Raw genomic sequence first — 20623 nt, 5'->3', positions numbered from 1 at the left:
TGCGTCTCGCGATAATGTCCGTCGACCTCCCGGCGCGAGAGACGCGTCGGGGCAACCAGATGGGATGTTGACGATGGAAATGGAAGCCCCAGAAGTACTTGTCCTTCAAGCCAGCTACACCAATCCGGTGCACGCCGAAGCGATCGGTGTCGTGCTCAATGCTTACGCCCAGGACCCGATGGGCGGCGGGCACGCCTTGCCCGAGGACATTGTGCTGCGATTGCCAGGTGAACTGGCCAAGCGTCCCCACGCCTTCAGTGTGCTGGCTTTTGTCGATGGCGAGCCGGCCGGGCTGGTCAATTGCTTTGAAGGGTTCTCGACCTTTGCCTGTCGGCCTTTGGTCAATGTGCACGATGTGTCGGTGGTGCCGAAGTTTCGCGGCCTGGGGCTGAGTCAGAAGATGCTGCGAAAAGTCGAGGACATCACCCGCCAGCGCGGTGGCTGCAAGATCACCCTGGAAGTCCTTGAAGGCAATACCGTCGCGCAGGCGTCCTACGGCAAGTTCGGTTTTGCACCCGGCATGTTTGACCCGGCCCATGGCCGAATGCTGTTCTGGACCAAGGACCTTTAACCTCGCTTCTATCGAGCACAAAAAAAGGGCGTCCATCAGGACGCCCGTCTGCCATCGTTTATTTCGGCCTATAGGTTTCGGTGACCTGTGCGGTTTGATCGTCCGGAACCCTCAGCTCAATCACTTTGCGCTGGATGCCATTGGCCTGCTCTTGTTTAAAACGCAGGCTCTCGAAGTAATACCTCATGCGCTCGGCGCCACCTTCAGCCAAAGCAGCGGCCGAACCGAACATCAACAGACTGGCGAGGATCAGCGTTATACGTTTCATGGTGTGCCTCCCACTACGGATATCGGGTGCGTGTCTTCCATGAGTCAATGTCGCCGGGACATTATCCGCCGAATCGGTGAATTGGGAATTAACCGCCGCAAAGCTTGCAGTCCAGGCTAACGAGAATTATTGATATTTTAGAATGTGTCCTGTCTGGCAGCGGACACAAAAAAGGGGCCGGAACCGGCCCCTGAAAGGATTACTGCTTGGCGACTGCCGGATCGGCCGGCGCGGCCTTGGGTTTCATCAGGCTGAAGTCGATCAGCGGACGCACTTGACGCTCGTAAGGGTTGCCGATCATCAATGGTCGCAGCTTGAAACTGTCGCTGACCAGGCTTTTGCTGCGGTCCAGTTCATCAAAACTCAGGCCCGCCAGATCGGCCCAGGTATGGATCAGTTGCGAGCTGCTGTAGGGCCGCCCCAGGTCACCGGCCAGATTCCAGTCGTGGGTCTCACGCCATTTCGGCGAGGCCCATGCCATGAACGGAATGGTGTACATCGGTGCGGTCGGTTTGTTTTCGTTGCGGCCCAGTGTGCTGTGACCCGCTGAGTCGAATACGTCTTCACCGTGATCGGAGAGGTACAACAGGAAACCGTTCGGATCGGACTTGGCGTAGTCCTTGATCAGGCTTGAGACCACGAAGTCGTTGTACAGCACCGCGTTGTCATAACTGTTGTACGTCGGCACTTGATCGTCACGCACACCGTCCGGCACACCTTTGCGGTCGGTGAACTTGTCGAAGGCAGGCGGATAACGGTATTGATAGCTCATGTGCGTGCCGAGCAAATGCACCACGATCAGCTTGCGCGGCGCGGCGTCTGCCAGGGCCTTGTTGAACGGCTCGATCACGTCTCCATCGTACTGGGCGGCGTTCTGGTTGCGGTTATTGTTCAGGTACACCTGCTCGTCAGCCTGTTCGGAGAAGGTGGTGAGCATGGTGTTGCGCTTGGTCATGGTCTGCTGGTTGGTGATCCAGAAGGTTTTGTAGCCTGCCTGTTTCATCATGCTGACCAGCGATGGCGTGGTCAGGTAGAGGTCCGGGTTTTCCTCATCGGCGAAGGTCAACACCTGTTGCAACGCCTCGATGGTGTAAGGGCGCGGGGTGATGACGTTGTTGAAGACCGCCAGTTGATCCTTGAGCTTGTCCAGTTCCGGCGTGGTTTCACGCGGGTAGCCGTAGAGGCTCATGCGCTGACGGTTGGTCGATTCGCCAATCACCAGCACCAGGGTGGCGGGCTGGTTGGCCATCGTGTCCGTGAGGTTTTTGAGCGGCGCAATCTTGCTCGCGCTGTTGAGCATGTCTTGCATGCCGGCGAGCGTCTGGAGGTAACGGTGATAGGCCACGGCCATCTGCCACGGCACCGCCGGCTCTACGCGGGTCTCGAATTTATCGAAACCATCGGCGAAGCTGCCCGTGCGCGCGGTTTGTTTGACCAGCGGATAACCCACCACGGCTACCAGAATCGCGGTAGAGGCGACCCAGGCCTGCCAGCGCGGCAGGTACACCGGGCGCAAGCGAGTCCACAGGAAATAGGCGAACAGGGTGTGGGCGAGGAACGCCGCCACCATCCACCAGGCGAAATACTGGGTCATGTATTCGCCCGCTTCAGCAATGTTCGATTCGAACATGATGAAGATGACGCTTTGGGAGAATTCCTGCTGATAGATGAAGAAGTAACCGAGGCTGGCCATCGAGCAGGCCCACAACACTACGCCGATCACTGCAGCCATTACCCGTGTTTGCCGAGGGAACAGCAGCATCGGTGCGAGCCAGATGGCGCTCATCACGAAGGCCTGGCGGAACCCGCTGAAACCCGAGGTGCCCGTCAGTTGAATCAATAGTTGGGTGATGCCGGAAAAATACCAGAAGAACAGGAATAACCAGAGAAAACCGGTCCAATCAAAACCTTTCGCAGTCGTATTGCTGCGGTTAAACAAAGCCATTCAGCGCTCCAGCCAAGTATTCACTTCGACCGTCGAGCCTCCCTGCTATCGACGAGCGGAAGCCGCGCGCATACCGCGCGGCCATAGGGCGGCGGAGTATCAACAGGTAAATGTGAAAAATTCGTGAGTTTAAGGCTTGGCGGGTGCGTTGCATCGGAAACAGCAGGGCACTGTTTCCGATTCAGGCGAGCGGATCAGGCGTGGGGAGCACGCTGGGTGACGGGAAAATTCTGGGCGGGGGAGCTTTGTGTGAGTAAGCGCAGCTGCGCGAGCTCCTGCTTCAGCAGGTCGCGCTCTTCTTTCAACTGGCGCAATTCATCACGACGGATCGTGACATAGAGGGTTTGTGCTGGCCGTGCTGCTTGTACTGTGCCCATTGCTCACCTCGCAAATGGCTATCTCAACTGTAAATCCGCCCCGACGTCGGTGCTTATTTACTATCGGCCGTGATTTTGATTTCTTTTGCCCATGAATGGAACTTTTTTATTTTTCATGGTCGGTGTGTCTTCGGCGCGATTACCGACGTTATCAATCAGGATCGGGCACAATGCCCGGAAACTTAGCGCCAATGCTCTGGACTAACCCACATTGGTCGCGTTGGGCTATAACCTTTGACACACATTATTTGTAGTAGGGAGCATCAGCACATGCAACTCGGGATTATTGGACTGGGCCGCATGGGCGGCAATATTGCGCGTCGCCTGATGCTCAACGGGCACACCACCGTTGTCTATGACCGCAATACCGCCTTCGTCGACACCCTGGCAGCGGAAGGCGCCAAGGGCGTCATCGACCTGCCGGCGCTGGTCGCAGGCCTGGCCAAGCCACGTGCCGTGTGGGTCATGCTGCCCGCTGGCGCGCCGACCGAAGACACCATCACCGCCCTGAGCACCTTGCTCGAAGCCGGCGACACCATCATTGACGGCGGCAACACCTTCTATAAGGACGACATCCGCCGCGCGAAAATCCTGTCGGAGAAAGGCCTGCACTACATCGACGTCGGCACCTCCGGCGGCGTCTGGGGCCTGGAACGTGGTTACTGCATGATGATTGGCGGCGAAGCCGAGGTGGTGAAACGCCTTGATCCGCTGTTCGACAGCCTGGCGCCTGGCATGGGTGATATCCCGCGCACCAAGGACCGCAAATCGGACGACGATCGCGCCGAACGCGGTTACATCCATGCCGGCCCCGCAGGCTCGGGCCATTTCGTGAAGATGATCCATAACGGCATTGAATACGGAATGATGCAGGCCTTCGCCGAGGGCTTCGACATCCTCAAGACCAAGGCCAGTGAGCAACTGCCGGAAGATCAGCGTTTCGACCTGAACGTGGCCGACATCGCCGAAGTCTGGCGTCGTGGCAGCGTTGTGTCGTCCTGGTTGCTCGACCTGACCGCCGACGCACTCGCCAGCGATCCGAAGCTCGACGGTTACTCAGGTTCGGTGGCTGACAGCGGCGAAGGTCGCTGGACCATCGAAGCGGCCATGGAGCAATCGGTACCGGTTCCTGTTCTGTCGAACTCGCTGTTCTCGCGTTACCGCTCCCGTGGGCAAGGCACTTTTGGCGACAAGATTCTCTCTGCCCAGCGCTTCGGCTTTGGCGGCCATGTGGAGACTTCGAAAAAATGACTCGCTTGATCCGCAATAAATCCAAGGCAGAACCCGCTCCACCGACCACGCTGTTTTTATTCGGTGCCCATGGTGACCTGGTCAAGCGTCTGCTGATGCCGGCGCTGTACAACCTGAGTCGCGACGGTCTGCTCGGCGATGGTTTGCGGATCATCGGCGTTGACCACAACGCCATCAGCGACGAAGCCTTTGCGCAAAAGCTCGAAGATTTCATTCGCGCAGAAGTGGCGGCCAAGGTCGGCAAGGGCGATCAAGTCCTTGACCCGGAGTTGTGGGCCAAATTGGCCAAAGGCATCAGCTACGTCCAGGGCGACTTCCTGGACGACAGCACTTATCAAGCGCTGGCGGAAAAAATCGCCGCCAGCGGCACCGGCAACGCGGTGTTCTACCTGGCCACCGCGCCACGTTTCTTCAGCGAAGTGGTGCGTCGTCTCGGCGCCGCCAATTTGCTGCAAGAGACGCCTGAGGCGTTCAGAAGGGTGGTGATCGAAAAACCGTTCGGCTCCGATCTGCCAACGGCCGAAGCCTTGAACGCCTGCCTGCTCAAGGTAATGTCGGAAAACCAGATCTACCGGATCGACCATTACCTGGGCAAGGAAACCGTTCAGAACATTCTGATCAGCCGGTTCTCCAACAGCCTGTTCGAAGCGTTCTGGAACAACCATTACATCGACCACGTGCAGATCACCGCCGCCGAAACCGTCGGCGTGGAAACCCGTGGCAGTTTTTATGAACACACCGGCGCCCTGCGGGACATGGTGCCCAATCACCTGTTCCAGTTGTTGGCGATGGTGGCAATGGAGCCGCCGGCAGCCTTTGGCGCCGATGCGGTGCGCGGCGAGAAAGCCAAAGTGGTGGGCGCGATTCGTCCTTGGTCCACCGAGGAAGCCCGGGCCAACTCGGTGCGTGGGCAATACACCGCCGGCGAAGTCAACGGCAAGCGGTTGCCGGGTTATCGCGAGGAAAACAACGTCGCGCCTGACAGCAACACCGAAACCTACGTCGCGCTCAAAGTCATGATCGACAACTGGCGTTGGGTTGGCGTGCCGTTTTACCTGCGCACCGGCAAGCGCATGAGCGTGCGCGACACCGAGATTGTCATTTGCTTCAAGCCTGCGCCGTACGCGCAGTTCCGCGATACCGAAGTGGATGAACTGCAACCGACCTATTTGCGGATTCAGATTCAGCCCAATGAAGGCATGTGGTTCGACCTGCTGGCGAAGCGCCCTGGCCCGGCGCTGAAAATGGCCAATATCGAACTGGGTTTTGCCTACAAGGATTTCTTTGAAATGCAGCCGTCCACCGGCTACGAAACCCTGATCTACGACTGCCTGACGGGCGATCAGACGTTGTTCCAGCGCGCCGACAATATCGAGAACGGCTGGCGCGCCGTGCAGCCCTTCCTGGATGCCTGGCAGCAGGACGCGAGCGTGGAGCGCTATGCGGCTGGGGAAAACGGTCCGAAGGCCGGCGATGACCTGTTGACTCGCGACGGTCGCGTCTGGCACGGCCTCGGATGAGTGACGTCACGCCACAACCTATCCGTTTTCTGCTCAGTGACATGGACGGCACGTTGTTGCTGCCCGATCACAGCCTCAGCCAACGCACGATAGAGGCGGTTCGTTCATTGCGCGAGGCTGGCGTGCTGTTCAGCCTGGCCACGGGCCGCCCACCCAAAGCCATGTTGCAGCAGATTGAAGCCTTGGGTGTCGACCTGCCGACGGCGGCGTTCAACGGTGGCACCCTCGTCAATCCCGATGGCAGTGTGCTGGTCGCGCATTATTTGCCGGCCACGGCCGCACTGACGGCGTTGGCATTGTTTGCCGATCTGCCGGACATCGAGGTCTGGGTGTTCAGCGGGGGCGACTGGCTGCTCAAAGATCCACACCGTCCAATGGTTCCCCGGGAACAACATGGCCTGGGCTATCCGCCCGTGGTGGTCGAGAGTTTCGAGCCGTACCTTGAGCGTATCGACAAGATCGTTGCGGCCAGTAACAACGCTGAGCTGTTGATCGAGCTGGAAGCGCAATTGTTGCCCAAGGTCGAGGGGCAGGCGCAGGTCTCGCGCTCACAGCCGATCTATCTGGACGTGACCGCGATGCAAGCCAACAAGGGCGCGGCGTTGGCGACACTGGCCGAGTTTCTCGGTGTCTCGCTGGAGCAGACTGCCGCGATGGGCGATGGCGGCAATGACCCGGCGATGTTTCATCGTGCCGGGTTGTCGATTGCCATGGGGCAGGCGGAAGAGGCGGTCAAGCTTCAGGCCGATGTGGTGACGGGCGCCAATACCGAAGATGGCGCCGCGCAGGCGATCGAGCGCTATATTCTGCCTCGCCAGTTCACCTGAAAACCCATGTGGGAGTGAGCCTGCTCGCGATAGCGGTGTGTCATTCAACATCAATTTTGACTGACACAGCCTCATCGCGAGCAGGCTCGCTCCCACAGTGGGTCGGTGTTTACAGCCAGTAACTCACTGCGTACCAGCCAAGAACCCCCATTACGACGGTGTAAGGCAATGCCATCCACACCATCCGCCCGTACGACAGGCGGATCAGCGGTGCAATCGCCGACGTCAGCAGAAACAGAAACGCCGCCTGACCATTGGGTGTCGCCACGCTCGGTAGATTCGTCCCGGTATTGATCGCAATCGCCAGCGTTTCGAAGTGCTCACGGCTCATGTGGCCGGAGATGAACGCCTGTTTCACTTCGGTGATGTAGATGGTTGCCACAAACACGTTGTCGCTGATCGCCGACAGCAAGCCGTTGGCGATGAACAACATGCCGGGCTGTTGATCGGCCGGCAGCGCCAGCACCCACTGGATCAGCGGCGTAAACAGCTGCTGATCGTGAATCACCGCGACCACTGCGAAAAACACCACCAGCAATGCGGTAAACGGCATGGCGTCCTTGAATGCATTGCCGATGCGATGCTCTTCGGTAATCCCGGTGAATGCGGTGATCAACACAATCACCATCAACCCGATCAGCCCGACTTCAGCAATATGAAAAGCCAACCCGGCGATCAGGATCAACGCCGCCGCGCCTTGGACCAACAGGGCGGCGCGCTGACGTGAAGTGCGTTGTGCGTTGTCTTCGTCGGCGTAGTTGGCCAGCACCGTGCGCACGTTGTCCGGCAGCAGCGTGCCGTAACCGAACCAGCGCAGCTTCTCCAGCAGCACACAGGTCACCAGACCTGCAGCCAGCACCGGGAGCGACACCGGGGCAATCTTCAGAAAGAACTCGGAAAAGTGCCAGCCCATTTCGTGGCCGATCAGCAGGTTTTGCGGTTCGCCGACCAACGTGCAGACACCACCCAACGCCGTGCCCACGGCGCCGTGCATCAGCAGGCTGCGAAGGAACGCGCGAAATTGATCAAGGTCACCATGATGGAGTGTGGGCAGGTGCTGGTCATCGCCGAACTCGCTGTCCTGGCGCGGGTCATTGCCCGAGGCGACGCGGTGATACACCGAATAAAAGCCAACGGCGGCACTGATGATCACTGCCGTCACCGTCAAGGCATCGAGGAACGCCGACAGAAACGCCGAGAGAAAGCAGAACATCAAGGCCAGCAGCGCTTTTGAGCGCACGCCCAGCAACAGGCGCGAGAACAGAAACAGCAGCAGGTCTTTCATGAAGTAGATGCCCGCCACCATGAACATCAGCAGCAGGATCACCGGAAAGTTGTGCACCAGTTCATCGTAAAGTGCCTGCGCCGTGGTCATTTTCAGCAGCAGCGCTTCAATCAGCAGCAAACCACCGGGCATCAGCGGATAACACTTGAGCGCCATGGCCAGTGTGAAAATGAACTCCAGCACCAACAGCCAACCGGCCGCCACTGGCCCGACTGTCCATAACACCAATGCATTGATTATCAGGAAGCTGACAATGCTTGCTTTGTACCAGCGGGGAGAGTGGCCGAGAAAGTTGTGCGCGAAGGCCTGAGCCATTGAGCCGGACATCGGCTACTCCTTGTATTAAGAAGCGCGCAAGTTGCCGGAAGCGACAGGGAAGATCAAGTGTGTAACAACAAGTTGGCTCAACTGAGATAACGAACGACAACCGCTCGGTAATTGCCGTCCAGCGAATAGCCGCCGACAACAATACCTCCGTCAGTTTGAACGGCCACGGAGGTGGCCATGTCCAGGCTAAGACCAAGAGGGGTACGGACCCAACAGGTGCCTTCGGCAAAGCCGGGGTCCGGCTGTCCAGCGGGTAGATACCGGGCCAGCAAAAAGCCGGCTTCAACCCCGTCGAGGGTGCCACCGACCGCCAGCACCCGGCCATCTGGCTGCAACTGGGCGGCGTTCCATTGGCTGGGATTGCGGCCAATGTGCAGCAAGTGTGGCTGGCCATTGTTGCAATGGATATCCGGACGGCCGTTGCTGTGCACTTTCAGCGCCAGGCAATGCATCGGTTCGCGGCTGCTGCCAAAACACTGCAAATCGCCATTCTCCAGCTGCACGATCTGGCTGATGTGCGCGCTTTTACCTTGGATATCGAAGGTCATCAGACCATCGACGGCGAAGCGCTCATCCAGGCTGCCGTCGGGCAGATAGCGCGCCAACAAGGCTTGTTCGGGGAAACTGATCGATCCGCCCACCATGATTCGGCCGTCCGCCTGCAGCATCAGGCTGCTGAGCCAGGAATTCATCAGCAAATGCCTGACCATGACAAAGCCGCGGCCATTGAAGGTCGTGTCCGGTTCGCCCATGGCGTTGAGGCGTATCAACAGGCCAGCGTGATCGGCTTGTTCAAAATAGTGATTGGCCAGCAACAGGATCGCGCCGTCAGCTTGCACCTTCACAGCACAGGTCTCAGCCCCCGGTCTGCCAAAAGGCCCAGAGGCATCGCGCCGGCCTTGGGACAGATTCCCTGGTAGACGTATGACGCTGTAACCCTTGTCGCCAAAACCGTGGACCGGGCGGCCTTGTTCGTCGAAGAGTGCCAGGGCAGGCAGTGTTCGATGGGCATCTTCATAGTGCAGGCCGGCCAACAGGATGTTGCCGTTGGCCAGGACCTGAACGCTGCCCGCCATAGCTTCATGACCGCGCTGAAATGGCCCGATAACGCTCCCGTGAGCGCCAAAAGACAGGTCCGCCGAGCCGTCGGCCAGCAAACGGGCCAGGCCGAAGTAATGACCACTGCGAGTGCCGACTTTCGCCGCCACCAGCACACGACCCTGTGCATCAATCGCCACGCTGTTGGCGATGCTGTAAGTGCTGCCGGCGAAATACACTTGGGTTTTGCCAGTGCAGGCGAAGCGCTTGTCGAGTTGGCCGGCAGTGTAAGGCGATGCAGGCAGGGCAACAGCAGTCTGGTGTGGCATGCGCGCACCTCCTTGCGAGCTGACCTACTCCCGGGGGCGGGAGGGGAATGGCCCGTGCAAAACATTCAATCCTTGAATGATCGATAGCACAACGGTCACAACTAACTGGTGGAGGGTCGTTATGTGCCAGAACAGTGTCTTTTCGAACCAGTGGCAAGCCTGCCAAGTAATAAAGCAAAAAAGATCGTCCCGGCGCGGCCTGGACGATCTTTTTTTAAAGCATTAACACACGTTGTTTAGTGTGGCATCGACCACGATTGCAGTATGTAACCTTCCTGGCTCAGTTCGGTACGAGCCTCTTCAAGAAGGTGTTCCAATTGAGTCGGGTCGGTGTAGGCGCTGCTCGGGATTTGTGTGCGTCCCAGTGGGGTGCTGGTGCGATCAATCACCGTCAGGCTGAGTTCGCCGTTACCGTCTTGTGGCGCCCAGGCTACGCATTTAAAGGGCTTAAATGCGCGGTCGGCAATCAAAAGAGCTTCGTTGATACGGAGCGGGGCGGTCATGGGATCTTCTCTCTCTATGCCCAATCAGGTGACAGGCCGTCGGTTGGGCTTACCGTTCGGCTGGTTACTTGTACTGATGCCCGCAACCGGGGGGCAGGTCACACAGATTCGGCAGAAATTTCAACTTTCTTTCATATACTCATTGAGTGAGGCGTTTTTGAAAGCTTGATGAAAGGTTGAACTCGTTAGGCAACTAACAAAGCGCCTTCTTATAACTAATTAACTAACAACCCTATAGACAAACGGTACAAGGCACCGTCAAATTCTTGCTAATGTTACAGCCAGGCCCGCCAAACGACTGTTTTTAATAATATTTCTCAAATTTGGCGCCAAGGAACAGTCATGATCGAAACGCCCGCGTTGCGACGTCTGTTAGTAGTGGACCCGTGTGACGACTGCCATCGTCTGTTGCCGGGTTTACGCTCTGTCGGTTGGGATGTTGATAGCTGCACCTTGGAGAACGCGGCCGAGCGCACCTGCGACGTTGGCCTGTTGCGATTACAACCTTTTCATCTGGAACACCCGGAAGCCGTCAAAGAGCTGATCAGCCACAGCGGCACCGAGTGGATCGCCGTGCTCAATCAAGAAGTTCTGCGGCTGCAGAATGTCGGCGACTTTGTTTGCGAGTGGTTTTTCGACTTCCATACCTTGCCGTTTGATGTTTCGCGGGTGCAAGTCACACTGGGACGAGCGTTCGGCATGGCGCGCCTGCGAGGGCAGGGTACGATTCATATCGATCAGCCCGAACACGAGTTGCTTGGCGACAGCAAGCCGATTCGCGAACTGCGCAAACTGCTCAGCAAATTGGCGCCTACCGAATCCCCGGTATTGATCCGCGGCGAGAGCGGCACTGGTAAGGAGTTAGTCGCCCGCACCCTGCACCGACAGTCCCAGCGCCACAGCAAACCGTTCGTGGCGATCAATTGCGGTGCAATCCCCGAACACTTGATCCAGTCCGAATTGTTTGGCCACGAAAAGGGCGCGTTTACTGGCGCCCATCAACGCAAGGTCGGACGCATCGAAGCAGCGAACGGCGGTACATTGTTTCTCGATGAAATCGGTGACTTGCCCCTGGAACTGCAAGCCAATCTGCTGCGCTTCCTCCAGGAAAAACACATCGAGCATGTCGGCGGCAGCCAGCCGATTCCGGTGGATGTGCGGGTATTGGCGGCGACTCACGTTGACCTTGAGGCGGCGATCGAGAAAAAACGCTTTCGTGAAGACTTGTACTACCGCCTGAACGTGCTGCAAGTCGTCACCGCGCCATTACGTGAGCGCCATGGTGACTTATCGATGCTGGCCAACCACTTTTCCCATTTCTACAGCCATGAAACCGGCCGCCGCCCACGCAGCTTCAGCGACGACGCCTTGATTGCCATGGGCAAACATGACTGGCCGGGCAATGTTCGCGAGCTGGCCAATCGGGTTCGTCGCGGGTTGGTACTGGCCGAGGGCCGGCAGATCGAAGCCCGGGATCTGGGGCTGATCAGCCAGCACGCCATTCCCGCACCGATGGGCACGCTGGAGGACTACAAGACCCGCGCAGAACGCCAGGCCCTGTGCGACGTGCTTAACCGCCACAGCGATAATTTGAGTATTGCCGCCAAGGTACTCGGGATTTCCAGGCCGACGTTCTACCGTTTGCTGCACAAACACCAGATACGTTGAGTGGCCATTTTTAGTGAAAAGTTGTTGGTAAATGCTTTTTAGCCCGTGTAGCGAGCAACAAAAAACCCGCCGAAAAGCGGGTTTTTTGTGGGCGCCGTATCAGAAGTAGTACGGGAATTTAAGGCTGAAGGAAAAGTCTGGCGAGTCTTCCGTCAGGCCAATGGCCAGGTTGGGAACAATCGTCAGCTTGTCGGTGGCGGCCAGTGTCATGCCGATGTTGAAGTTAGCCGAGTTGTAGTCGCTGTTGGTGATCGATTGCCACTCGCCACCGTTCGGTTTGATTTTGCTCTTGCGAGCGAACTGGTCGGTGAACGAAAAAGACATACTCATCTTCTCGTTCAAGGCGAACGCAATACCGGCGCCGACCTGCCAGGAATCGCCCAGTTTCACATCCCCAGGCACCTTGGAGTTGACCTGAGGGCTGATGTCGCTGAAAGAGTCCTGGATGTTGTAGGTATAGGCCAGGCTGCCGAACAGCACCGCCGGATCGAAGGTCTTGACCAGCGAGATTCCCGGAGTGACCGACCAGACACCATTGCCGGTAGGCAAGCTCTGGGGCACCGAAAGGTTATCGTTATTAGGGTCATTGACCAGCTTGATGCCGTAAGGGTCGTTACCGGTTGGTGCCTTGACGCGCAGTGTCACGACCGCGTCGGGCAGGTTGACCGACTCATCGAGAAACTTGTAAGCCACGCCGACGTTGACGTCGCCGATGGTGGGGTCGCGGGTCACGGTTGCGTCAGACGTCACCGGGCCTGCACCACCAGCGCCACCGGAGGAATACGTCGATTCGCGATACACCACGGGAACGTTAATGTCGAACTGCCAACGTTGTGCCACGTTATAGCGAGCCGTCAGGTCCAGGGTCCAGTTGTCCGCCTTGATACGGTCAAGGTTGATGTTGCCGAGGAAAATCGAGTCCAGCGCCAGGAAGCCATTGAGCGTCAAGGCACGGGTGTCGTAGTGGGTGTAGGTCACGCCGGTTTCGAAACTGAACTTGCCACCCCCGAAGAAGCCGCTGGCTTCGTCATACAGGTTGGACACGCTTTGTGCAGGTTCAGAGTCGTCCTTGAGCGCCTGTCCATATGAACTGCCTGTGGTTCCCGGCGCACCGGTCGCCACCGTCTGACCGCCCTTGACCTTTTCGGCAGGGGATTTGGTCAGACGTTTGGGCGGTGGTGTCGCTGGTGTTTCTTCGACTTGGCGAACGCGCTGTTCAAGGACCATCAGCGCGTTCTGTTGTGCTTCGTAACGCTGTTTCAACTCCATGAGTTCTTGTTTTAATAATTCGACCTGAGGGTCCGGTGCTGCGTAAAGCAGTGTTGCCGGGGTCAGGCTACTTAAACAGACTATAGCTCTGAGCGTTAGCGATCGATGCATGGGTTAGCCGTCCCTTCAAATGACTTCCGATGAGACTGAGCGTAGATCAGAATCCGAGCGCGCGAAGACCTTTGAGTTGATCGAGATTGCCGCTCACCGATCCGGCTGACGGCACGTTGTCACGCAATACGACATTGAATGAGGTTAGATTACGGACCTGGTTGCTGCTACCCAGCAATGTGGTGTTCTGCATCAGGCCACCTTGGGCCAGGCGTTGAATGGTATTGCCCTGATTGTTATTGGCCACGATGTTGAGTTGCACACCCGAGCCGGTTGAGGAAACGCTCAGCGAACCCGCGCCGTTGGTGCCGGATAACGTCGAGCCTGCGGCCAATGCCTGGCCCTGTTGTTGCGTTACTGGCGCCTGGTTAGCCTTTGAGACGTTGATATCAACGTTGTTGTAGGCCGTGTTGTTGTCGCCGGCAGCGCGTACGACTTGAGTGACGCCTTCGGTGCTGTTGAGGCCGCTGCCGCCCGTGACGCTACCGGTACCGGTGCCGGAGCTTTGTGAGTGGGTTGAACCACTGCCTTTTTCATTGATCATTGATACATAAAACTGTGGCTTGATGGTTGATTGTTGGATTTGCATCGATGAAGTAGCGCCGATTACTTCACCGTTGGCATTTTGCCAACTACTGGTCATGACGATGCCGAAACTGACGATTCTTCCCGGCATGACAAAGCGGCCGCGCAGGGTGGCCAGTTCCTGATCCTTCAGTTCGATGGGTTTGAAAGGTTGTGCCTGGGTTGGCAGGCTGGCGGCCAGACAGGCAACGGCCAGCCAGATTGGAGTCTTCATTGGATGCTCCCGGAGCTTCATGCTCCTTATCATTAGAAGAAATCGCTTTGGATGAATCCGAAGTCCATCAACTCGGCATCCGGCACCGGGCTGAAAGCGTTGATGCGGTTCTTGGCGGTCAGTGGCAGGGGTGGGTCGAGCAACGCATTGGCTTTGTCATAGCCCTGACCGATAACGGCAAATACGATGCCGTTCCAGCCTTTGATAAAGTCGTCAAGTTTGTAACGTTTATGACCCAGTACCGGATCTCCGATATAGACCCAGTCGTCATGAACTCTTTGCAAGACCACAAAATGTTTGTAGCCGCGGATATCCATGAGAACCACAACGGGGATTTTGATTTCGCTCAACGTTTCATTGGCTACCCGGTAGCCGCGGGCACGCATGCCGATACTTTCCACGTAATGCTTCATGTCGAGCATGGAGAAGCCCTGGACGCGGACAAGGTTTTGATCGGAGTGTGCCAACATGCCTTCGATGATCTGTTCTTCATTCACGTCCAGCCAATAGGCCTGGCGCAAAATGGTCGCGAGCGCAGCGGCACCGCAACTGAAGTCGGTTTTTTGTTGCACCAGGTCGGCAAATTTACGCTCACGTATGCTCTGGACCGGTTTGTACACCACCGCGCCGCCCGGCAGGACGGAAAGTGGCATTTGTGCAGCCTCGCTCACACTGGCTACGCAAAGCAAAAATGCCAAGATGATAATGCGCATGGTGGGGTGCCTTCAGGTTGTGGCTGAAAAAGGCCCCCGTAAGGGGGCCTCCACCGTCAGCAGTTAGAACGAGTTGTTGGAAATGGCCAGCGAGTTGCTTTGTTGGTTGCCCACACCGGCAGCTACGTTGACGCCCAGGTTGCCGCTGCCGCCATTCACCGAACCGCTCAGGGTTGCAGTGTTGGTCACAGGGTTGGCCCAGCCAGTTGGAGTCAGCACTTGATAAGAGTAGGTTTTGCTCAACTCAAATGAACTGCTTTCGGTGTAGCTTTTTGCTTTATCGTAGGAGGACTCTTTGGATTTGCTGCCCGATTTTTCGAAGGAGGAGTTGAACGATTTATCAAACGATTTCTCGTGCGATTTGTCGTACGACTTATCAACCGAAACGTTGAGCGATGCATCGAGCGATGCGTTCAGCGAAGCGTCAGAAGACGAGCTGCTGCTGCCCGAATGGTGATGGCCATAATCCCACGAAGCGTTTTTCGAAGCTTCCACCGCAGCGTCCAGAGTAGCGCTCAAGGAAGCGTTCAAAGAAGCGCTCGATGAACCGCTTGCATGAGAGGAGCTAGAGCCACTGGCATCGAAGCTCTTCGAACCGCTTACGTCAAAGCTCGAAGCCGAGCTGTTGCTTCCTTTTGCCTCAGACGACTTGTCCTTGGAGAAACTGCCGCTGGCCGATACGGTGTTGGTCAGCGTATCCACACGGTAAGTCCGATCAGCGTTGTTTTCCACAACGAGGCCGGGGCCTTGTTGGTCGGCGGAGGCGGTAGCAGTTGCGTTACCCAGTGGAGCATTGGTGTTGGCAATTGCCATGGTGTTTTTCTGTTGGTTCAGGTCGCCGCCAGCAATGTTGATACCCATGTTGCCGCTGCCGCTGTTGCCCGATCCACTCATGGTGGCAGAGGCAGTGCTGCCGTAGTTGTATACCTTGTTGCCGTTACTGTATTGCTTGACGCTTGCGGTAGCGGAGGCGGTGCCGAACACGAAGCTGTTATCGGTAGCAGCGGCTGCGGCGTTTGCAATGGCGGCCGCGTTGTCTTGTTGGTTGCCGTCGCCGGCAGCCACGTTGACGCCGACGTTGCCGCTGGTGCCTGTGGCAGAGCTGCTCATGCTGGCATCGTTGACAGTCCCTTGGTTAAGGATGCGGTTGTTGGTACTGCTTTGGTTGTCCATCGCATTCGCCGTCGCGTAGACCGGGATTTTGGTTGGAGGAGGGGTGTGATGACCGTTATTGTGGCCATTGTGGCCATGATGGTGGTCATCAGTCTGTCCAGCTTGTACAGCAACAGCCATGACCGCAGCAATTGCGAAAACCAGAGGCTTGATTGCCATCGAAGGTTTCATGGTGATTCTCCGTACTTATTTTAGGTTAAGTGTTGTTTCTACCTGTTTGGGTCAATCCGCGACCCGTACGCTGAGGGTGTTTGCCATTCGATTACCCACCCCCGCGCTCTGATTCAACTGAATCACCCCACGGCTACCGGTGAAGGCCTGATCGCTGGTAGCGACCTGGCGATAGCCGGGTGCAGAGTCAGTTGCATCGGAGTTGTTGATCAGCGCCACGTTCTGTTGCTTGAGGACGCTGTCGTCAATACTTTGCGGCTGCGTACCAATGCTGATGCGCAGTGCGTTGGCTTGCTGGTTGCTGGCGCCCGCGCTCTGGTTCACGCCCAGTGCGCCGTTGCCGTGGCTGAAGGAGTTGCCCTGGATGCTGGACTGAGCATCGATCCTGGGATCGACCACAGAGCGCAGCCGTTGGCGAATTTGTGTGGTCGCGTTGGCATCATGACCAATGGCAAAAGCACGGGCATTGGCCTGTTGCTGCTGGTCGCCCGCAGCCTGGTTGACCGTGAAGTTGCCTTGGTACTGAGCGCCCGATCCGTCGATGTCGGCGTTGTTGATGACAGGAGGTTGGGCGAATGTCGATGCACTGCAAAACATGGCGATAATCAGCAGCGAACGATTCATCTCAACGGTCTCCCGTTATGATTTTCAGAGCACCCAGGCCCTGCTGGACGTTTGAATTGACCATGTTGGCGATGCCGCTGCCCGAGTTTCCCGAACGTCCGGCAGGGAGGTTCGAAAGCTGACTCTGGCTGCTGATATTGCCGCCCAGATTGTTGGTGTTTTGAGTGACCAGGCGGGAGATGCCTGCACCACTGGCGACACTGGCAAAGTCGCCGTCGCTCAGCTCGTTCGTTTGGCTGAGGATTTGTTTGGACGGGTTGGCGTTGACGGTTGTGGGGCTCGGGTCGGGGATCAATGGAGGAACGGTTGCGTTGCGGGGCTGGACATCACGTTTGATGGTGATGATGCCGTTGTCAGCCTGTACGGGCAGGCAGACACTTGAGCCCAGTGCGCATCCGATCAGCAAGAGGCTAAAGATGCTGTTATCAAATTTCCCCACGGCGGCAATTCCTTCTGTAATTGGACGCTGGCCCTTTTCAGCGTTGCGAGGTAGAGAGCAGAAGGTGTGCCGGTTTTTACTTTTCTTTTAAAAACAGCGGGTTGGGTTTAATTATCGAGACAGTCAAAAAAATGTGTAAAGCCGCTGAAACAGAGCCACGCAAAAGCCCCGTCAATACTGGCGGCGCTGCTCGCTAAGGGCTTTGAATGCAGGTTGTATCAGCGGCTTAACATTTTTTTGCTGGCGTGAAGGGGCCGCTTTAAATCGCGGGTTTGCGCAAGCGGAGGTGTTTCAAAAATGGACAGTTGCGATAAGGCGGGCAAGCCCTGTCAGGCGTTGAGCAAATGCGTTACCGCCTCGAATGACGCTTGCTGTCGCTGTTTCCAGTCACCTTCCACTACCCGGCAAGGCTGGCGGTGCAGGTCAAGCCATTGGCGGCTGGCCTGGAAAAACGCCTGGCGTTCTGCCAATTGCGGTTGGCAACGCTGCCCGTCGTCATGCCAGGCAACGGTTTCAGGACTGAGCAGCAAATGCAGGTCGTAACGCCGCGCCAGCAACGCTTGCTCAATCCACGGCGGGCAAGCGCCAAACAGCGTGTGACTCCAGAGGATATTGCTCAACAGGTGCGTGTCGAGAATCAACAGTGACGGTTGTCGGGCGCGAGCTTCATCCTCCCAAGTCAGTTGGCCATGAGCTATCACCGAGATGTCATCGTAGCGGGTTTCTCGGGCTTCGCTGTCGATAAAGTGCCTAACGTACTCACTGACCAATATGCCGCCAAACTTGGCGTGAATCTCGCTCGAAAGCCAACTTTTGCCGCTGGATTCCGGACCTGTAAGCACCAGCACTTTCATGTGCGCAACGCCGGATCGGCGCGCCATTCACGCCAGCCTTGCACGGCTAGAAGCAGGAAAAGGGCGTAAAGCGAGGCGGTCAGGTACATGCCTTTATAGATGAACAGTGCGACGAAAATCACATCGACGGTGATCCACAGTGGCCAGCACTGCACGCGTTTTTGCGCCATCCACAGTTGCGCCACGAGGCTGAATCCGGTCAGTGCAGCGTCAAGCCAAGGCTGCGCGGCATCGGTCCAGTGCGCCATGGCAGCACCCAGCAGCAGGCTGCCGATGGCGCCGACCGCAAGGCCCGAGGCGATTGATTTTGCGTCGAGCCGACTGACTTGCCGACCGGCATTCGCCTCACCCGCGCGGGTCCACTGCCACCAGCCATAGAGCTGCAGCGCGGCATAGATCACTTGCAGGAGCATGTCCGAATACAGCTTCACTTCAAAAAAGATCCAGCTGTAAAGCAGCACCATGACCAGGCCAATCGGCCAGCACCAGGGGTTCTGTTTGACCGTCAACCAGACGGCGATCACGCCGAGGGCGGCGGCAAACAGTTCAAGCCCGGACATGGGGGTTCCTTGGGGAAATCGAAGAGGGGGCGGATTGTACCGGCAGGCGCTGCCAAGTAGAACCGCCTGTAGCAGCTGCGGCAGCTGCTACAGGGGCATTGCTACACGCGAAACTGCTTGAGCAATTCGTTCAACTGCTCGCTCAAGTCCTTGAGCCGAACGCTGGCCATACTCGATTGCTCGGCCGCCAACGCCGTGCTGTGGGACAACCCCGCAGCCTGCGTGACGTTCTGATTGATGTCTTCCACCACATGGGCTTGCTGCAACGTCGCACTGGCAATCGAGGCATTCAGTCCATTGAGATTGCGCAAGGCTTGCCCGATCGCATTCAGGCTGGCCCCGGCCAGGCCTGCCTGTTCAATGGTCAGTTGCGAGGCGCGGCTGCTGTCGCCGATCACTTTGACCGCTGCTTCGGAATGGTTTTGCAGGCGTTCGATCATCGACTGGATCTCTGCCGTGGACTTTTGGGTACGCTGGGCCAGCAGGCGTACTTCATCGGCCACCACCGCAAAGCCACGACCTTGCTCACCGGCCCGCGCCGCTTCGATCGCCGCGTTGAGCGCCAACAGGTTGGTTTGCTCGGCGATGGAGCGGATGACCTCCAGGACACTCCCGATCTGCGTGCTTTCAGCGGCCAGGGTGCGGATCACCTCGACGGCTTGATCGATGGTGCCGGACAGTTTGTCGATCTGCTGCAAGCTGCCATCAATGTTGATTTGTCCCTGTTGTGCCTGAGATTCGGCATCGCGCATTTCGCTGGCCGCATGCTCGGCGTTCTTGGCCACATCCTGCACGCCATAAGTGACTTCGTTGATCGCGGTCGCCACGAGCTCCATTTGCTGGGATTGTTGCTGACTGCGTTGCTGGGCCTGAGCCGCGTCGTTGCCCAAGTCGCTCGACGACTGGCCCAGCGCGCTGGCGGAGACTTGCAGTTGACTGATCACCCCTCGCAGCTTGGCGGTGAACGCATTGAAGTGGCGAGCCAGTTGAGTGACTTCATCGCGGCCGTGGGTGTCGAGGCTGCGGGTCAGGTCGCTCTCGCCGCTAGCGATATTGGCCATGGCGTTTACGGTGTCCTGGAGCGGGCGCACGATGCTGCGCGCAATCATGATCACCAGCAACGCCATGATCAGCGCAATCACCAGGCCGACGACAGATGCCTGCCACACCTGGCCATAGAACTCGGCCTGCATGTCATCGATGTAGACACCAGAACCAATCACCCAACCCCATGGTTCGAACAGTTTGACGTAGGAGGTTTTCTCGACCGGTGCGCTGGCGCCCGGCTTCGGCCAGCGGTAGTTGATCGTGCCGGCGCCCTTGGCCTTGGCGACGGCCACCATTTCGTTGAACAGCGCAAAACCGTCCGGGTCGCGGATCGCCGAAAGGTTCTGGCCATCCAGTTTTGGGTTGGCCGGATGCATGATCATCACGGGCGTCAGATCGTTGATCCAGAAATAGTCATTCTGGTCATAACGCAACCCGCGAACGGCCGACAACGCTTGCTTCTGTGCAGCTTCGCGGGTCAGCGTGCCGGCCGTTTCCAGGTCATGGAAGTAGCTTAAAATGCCGCTGGCAGTCTGTACCACATGCTGGGTTTTCTGAGCCTTGCCCTGATAAAGGTCGTCGTGGATCTGCTTGAGCATCAGCACGCCCAACGTCAATAGCATCACCACCGAGACGATCAGGATGAGCCACAAACGTCGGCTGATCGACACATTGCGCAAGCTGTTCATAACGCTGTCACTCCGGTTCTTGTTCTTGTAATAAACGATGGCCAGCATCCAACCACGCTTTGGCCTATCGGGCATATGCGACCCAAGTCTCATGACGCGGCAGCGTTATCGTGGCTTGTCTGATAGGATTTCGGCCCCGCGCGAAGAAACCTGAATCCAAGTTGATTTTTCACGGGATTTTTACCGGAGTGTCTGGATCCTCAGCGCGCGGACTTCAGCTACGCTTGGCGCAGTCAACGCTTAAAAAATTTATGGGGCATGCCTT

General features: G+C 57.5%; 20 protein-coding genes. 5 read left to right on the top strand and 15 right to left on the bottom strand.

Annotated features, from left to right (window positions below):
• Window positions 1–79: 79 nt before the first annotated feature.
• Complete coding sequence (locus ACM6I0_RS11560; RefSeq protein ID WP_285429901.1) at window positions 80–571, top strand: GNAT family N-acetyltransferase; 492 nt, start codon at window positions 80–82, stop codon at window positions 569–571.
• A gap of 58 nt (window positions 572–629) precedes the next feature.
• On the opposite strand, the gene ACM6I0_RS11555 is transcribed toward ACM6I0_RS11560, so the two are convergent.
• From ACM6I0_RS11555 to ACM6I0_RS11545, 3 genes are all read right to left on the bottom strand, one after another.
• On the bottom strand, window positions 630–839 hold the full coding sequence (locus ACM6I0_RS11555; protein ID WP_285429817.1) for a hypothetical protein: 210 nt from the start codon (window positions 837–839) through the stop codon (window positions 630–632).
• Window positions 840–1038: 199 nt separating this feature from the next.
• Window positions 1039–2784, bottom strand: coding sequence for a phosphoethanolamine transferase CptA (locus tag ACM6I0_RS11550; RefSeq protein ID WP_414922293.1), 1746 nt, complete (start codon window positions 2782–2784; stop codon window positions 1039–1041).
• A gap of 194 nt (window positions 2785–2978) precedes the next feature.
• A complete protein-coding gene (locus ACM6I0_RS11545; protein ID WP_222586996.1) occupies window positions 2979–3161 on the bottom strand; it encodes a DUF6026 family protein in 183 nt (60 codons plus the stop codon).
• Between the two features lie 270 nt (window positions 3162–3431).
• On the opposite strand from ACM6I0_RS11545, the gene gnd reads away from it, so the two are divergent.
• The 3 genes from gnd to ACM6I0_RS11530 are packed head-to-tail and all read left to right on the top strand — an operon-like array spanning window position 3432 to window position 6759.
• Window positions 3432–4412: a phosphogluconate dehydrogenase (NAD(+)-dependent, decarboxylating) gene (gene gnd / locus ACM6I0_RS11540; RefSeq protein WP_285429815.1), complete on the top strand. Its 981-nt coding sequence runs from the start codon at window positions 3432–3434 to the stop codon at window positions 4410–4412.
• A complete protein-coding gene (zwf, locus tag ACM6I0_RS11535; RefSeq protein WP_285429814.1) occupies window positions 4409–5932 on the top strand; it encodes a glucose-6-phosphate dehydrogenase in 1524 nt (507 codons plus the stop codon). Before gnd ends, zwf begins: the two co-directional genes overlap by 4 nt.
• A complete protein-coding gene (locus ACM6I0_RS11530; protein ID WP_414922292.1) occupies window positions 5929–6759 on the top strand; it encodes an HAD family hydrolase in 831 nt (276 codons plus the stop codon). Before zwf ends, ACM6I0_RS11530 begins: the two co-directional genes overlap by 4 nt.
• A 109-nt stretch (window positions 6760–6868) precedes the next feature.
• Here ACM6I0_RS11530 and nhaB read toward each other — a convergent pair whose 3' ends face one another.
• The 3 genes from nhaB to ACM6I0_RS11515 all read right to left on the bottom strand — a co-directional run bounded on the left by nhaB (window position 6869) and on the right by ACM6I0_RS11515 (window position 10241).
• On the bottom strand, window positions 6869–8371 hold the full coding sequence (gene nhaB / locus ACM6I0_RS11525) for a sodium/proton antiporter NhaB (RefSeq protein WP_285429811.1): 1503 nt from the start codon (window positions 8369–8371) through the stop codon (window positions 6869–6871).
• A 77-nt stretch (window positions 8372–8448) separates the two neighbouring features.
• Window positions 8449–9738, bottom strand: a complete 1290-nt coding sequence (locus ACM6I0_RS11520) for a hypothetical protein (protein ID WP_414922291.1) — start codon at window positions 9736–9738, stop codon at window positions 8449–8451.
• 236 nt (window positions 9739–9974) lie between these two features.
• Window positions 9975–10241, bottom strand: coding sequence for a hypothetical protein (locus ACM6I0_RS11515; protein ID WP_285429808.1), 267 nt, complete (start codon window positions 10239–10241; stop codon window positions 9975–9977).
• A 342-nt stretch (window positions 10242–10583) separates the two neighbouring features.
• Here ACM6I0_RS11515 and ACM6I0_RS11510 point away from each other — a divergent pair, with 342 nt between their 5' ends.
• Window positions 10584–11909 carry a sigma 54-interacting transcriptional regulator gene (locus tag ACM6I0_RS11510; protein WP_414922290.1) on the top strand — a complete coding sequence of 442 codons (1326 nt, stop codon included), beginning with the start codon at window positions 10584–10586 and terminating at the stop codon, window positions 11907–11909.
• Window positions 11910–12008: 99 nt separating this feature from the next.
• Here the strand turns inward: ACM6I0_RS11510 and ACM6I0_RS11505 are convergent, their stop codons facing one another.
• The 9 genes from ACM6I0_RS11505 to ACM6I0_RS11465 all read right to left on the bottom strand — a co-directional run bounded on the left by ACM6I0_RS11505 (window position 12009) and on the right by ACM6I0_RS11465 (window position 20358).
• A complete protein-coding gene (locus ACM6I0_RS11505; RefSeq protein WP_285429804.1) occupies window positions 12009–13289 on the bottom strand; it encodes a hypothetical protein in 1281 nt (426 codons plus the stop codon).
• Window positions 13290–13335: 46 nt separating this feature from the next.
• Complete coding sequence (locus tag ACM6I0_RS11500) at window positions 13336–14088, bottom strand: hypothetical protein (protein ID WP_285429802.1); 753 nt, start codon at window positions 14086–14088, stop codon at window positions 13336–13338.
• Window positions 14089–14120: 32 nt separating this feature from the next.
• A complete protein-coding gene (locus ACM6I0_RS11495) occupies window positions 14121–14801 on the bottom strand; it encodes a C39 family peptidase (protein ID WP_285429801.1) in 681 nt (226 codons plus the stop codon).
• Window positions 14802–14864: 63 nt separating this feature from the next.
• On the bottom strand, window positions 14865–16145 hold the full coding sequence (locus ACM6I0_RS11490) for a heme utilization protein (protein ID WP_414922289.1): 1281 nt from the start codon (window positions 16143–16145) through the stop codon (window positions 14865–14867).
• Between the two features lie 51 nt (window positions 16146–16196).
• A complete protein-coding gene (locus ACM6I0_RS11485) occupies window positions 16197–16769 on the bottom strand; it encodes an adhesin (protein WP_285429798.1) in 573 nt (190 codons plus the stop codon).
• 1 nt (window position 16770) lies between these two features.
• Window positions 16771–17208 carry a hypothetical protein gene (locus tag ACM6I0_RS11480; RefSeq protein WP_414922288.1) on the bottom strand — a complete coding sequence of 146 codons (438 nt, stop codon included), beginning with the start codon at window positions 17206–17208 and terminating at the stop codon, window positions 16771–16773.
• Between the two features lie 329 nt (window positions 17209–17537).
• Entirely contained in the window at window positions 17538–18062 is a 525-nt protein-coding gene (locus tag ACM6I0_RS11475; protein ID WP_414922545.1) for an AAA family ATPase, read from the bottom strand.
• Complete coding sequence (gene pnuC, locus ACM6I0_RS11470) at window positions 18059–18622, bottom strand: nicotinamide riboside transporter PnuC (protein WP_285429795.1); 564 nt, start codon at window positions 18620–18622, stop codon at window positions 18059–18061. Before pnuC ends, ACM6I0_RS11475 begins: the two co-directional genes overlap by 4 nt.
• Window positions 18623–18723: 101 nt before the next feature.
• Window positions 18724–20358, bottom strand: a complete 1635-nt coding sequence (locus ACM6I0_RS11465; protein WP_285429793.1) for a methyl-accepting chemotaxis protein — start codon at window positions 20356–20358, stop codon at window positions 18724–18726.
• Window positions 20359–20623: the final 265 nt, after the last annotated feature.

The sequence above is a fragment of the Pseudomonas sp. IT-P294 genome (assembly GCF_949767865.1).
Classification (GTDB): domain Bacteria; phylum Pseudomonadota; class Gammaproteobacteria; order Pseudomonadales; family Pseudomonadaceae; genus Aquipseudomonas.
This window is presented reverse-complemented; position numbering and strand designations above follow the sequence as displayed.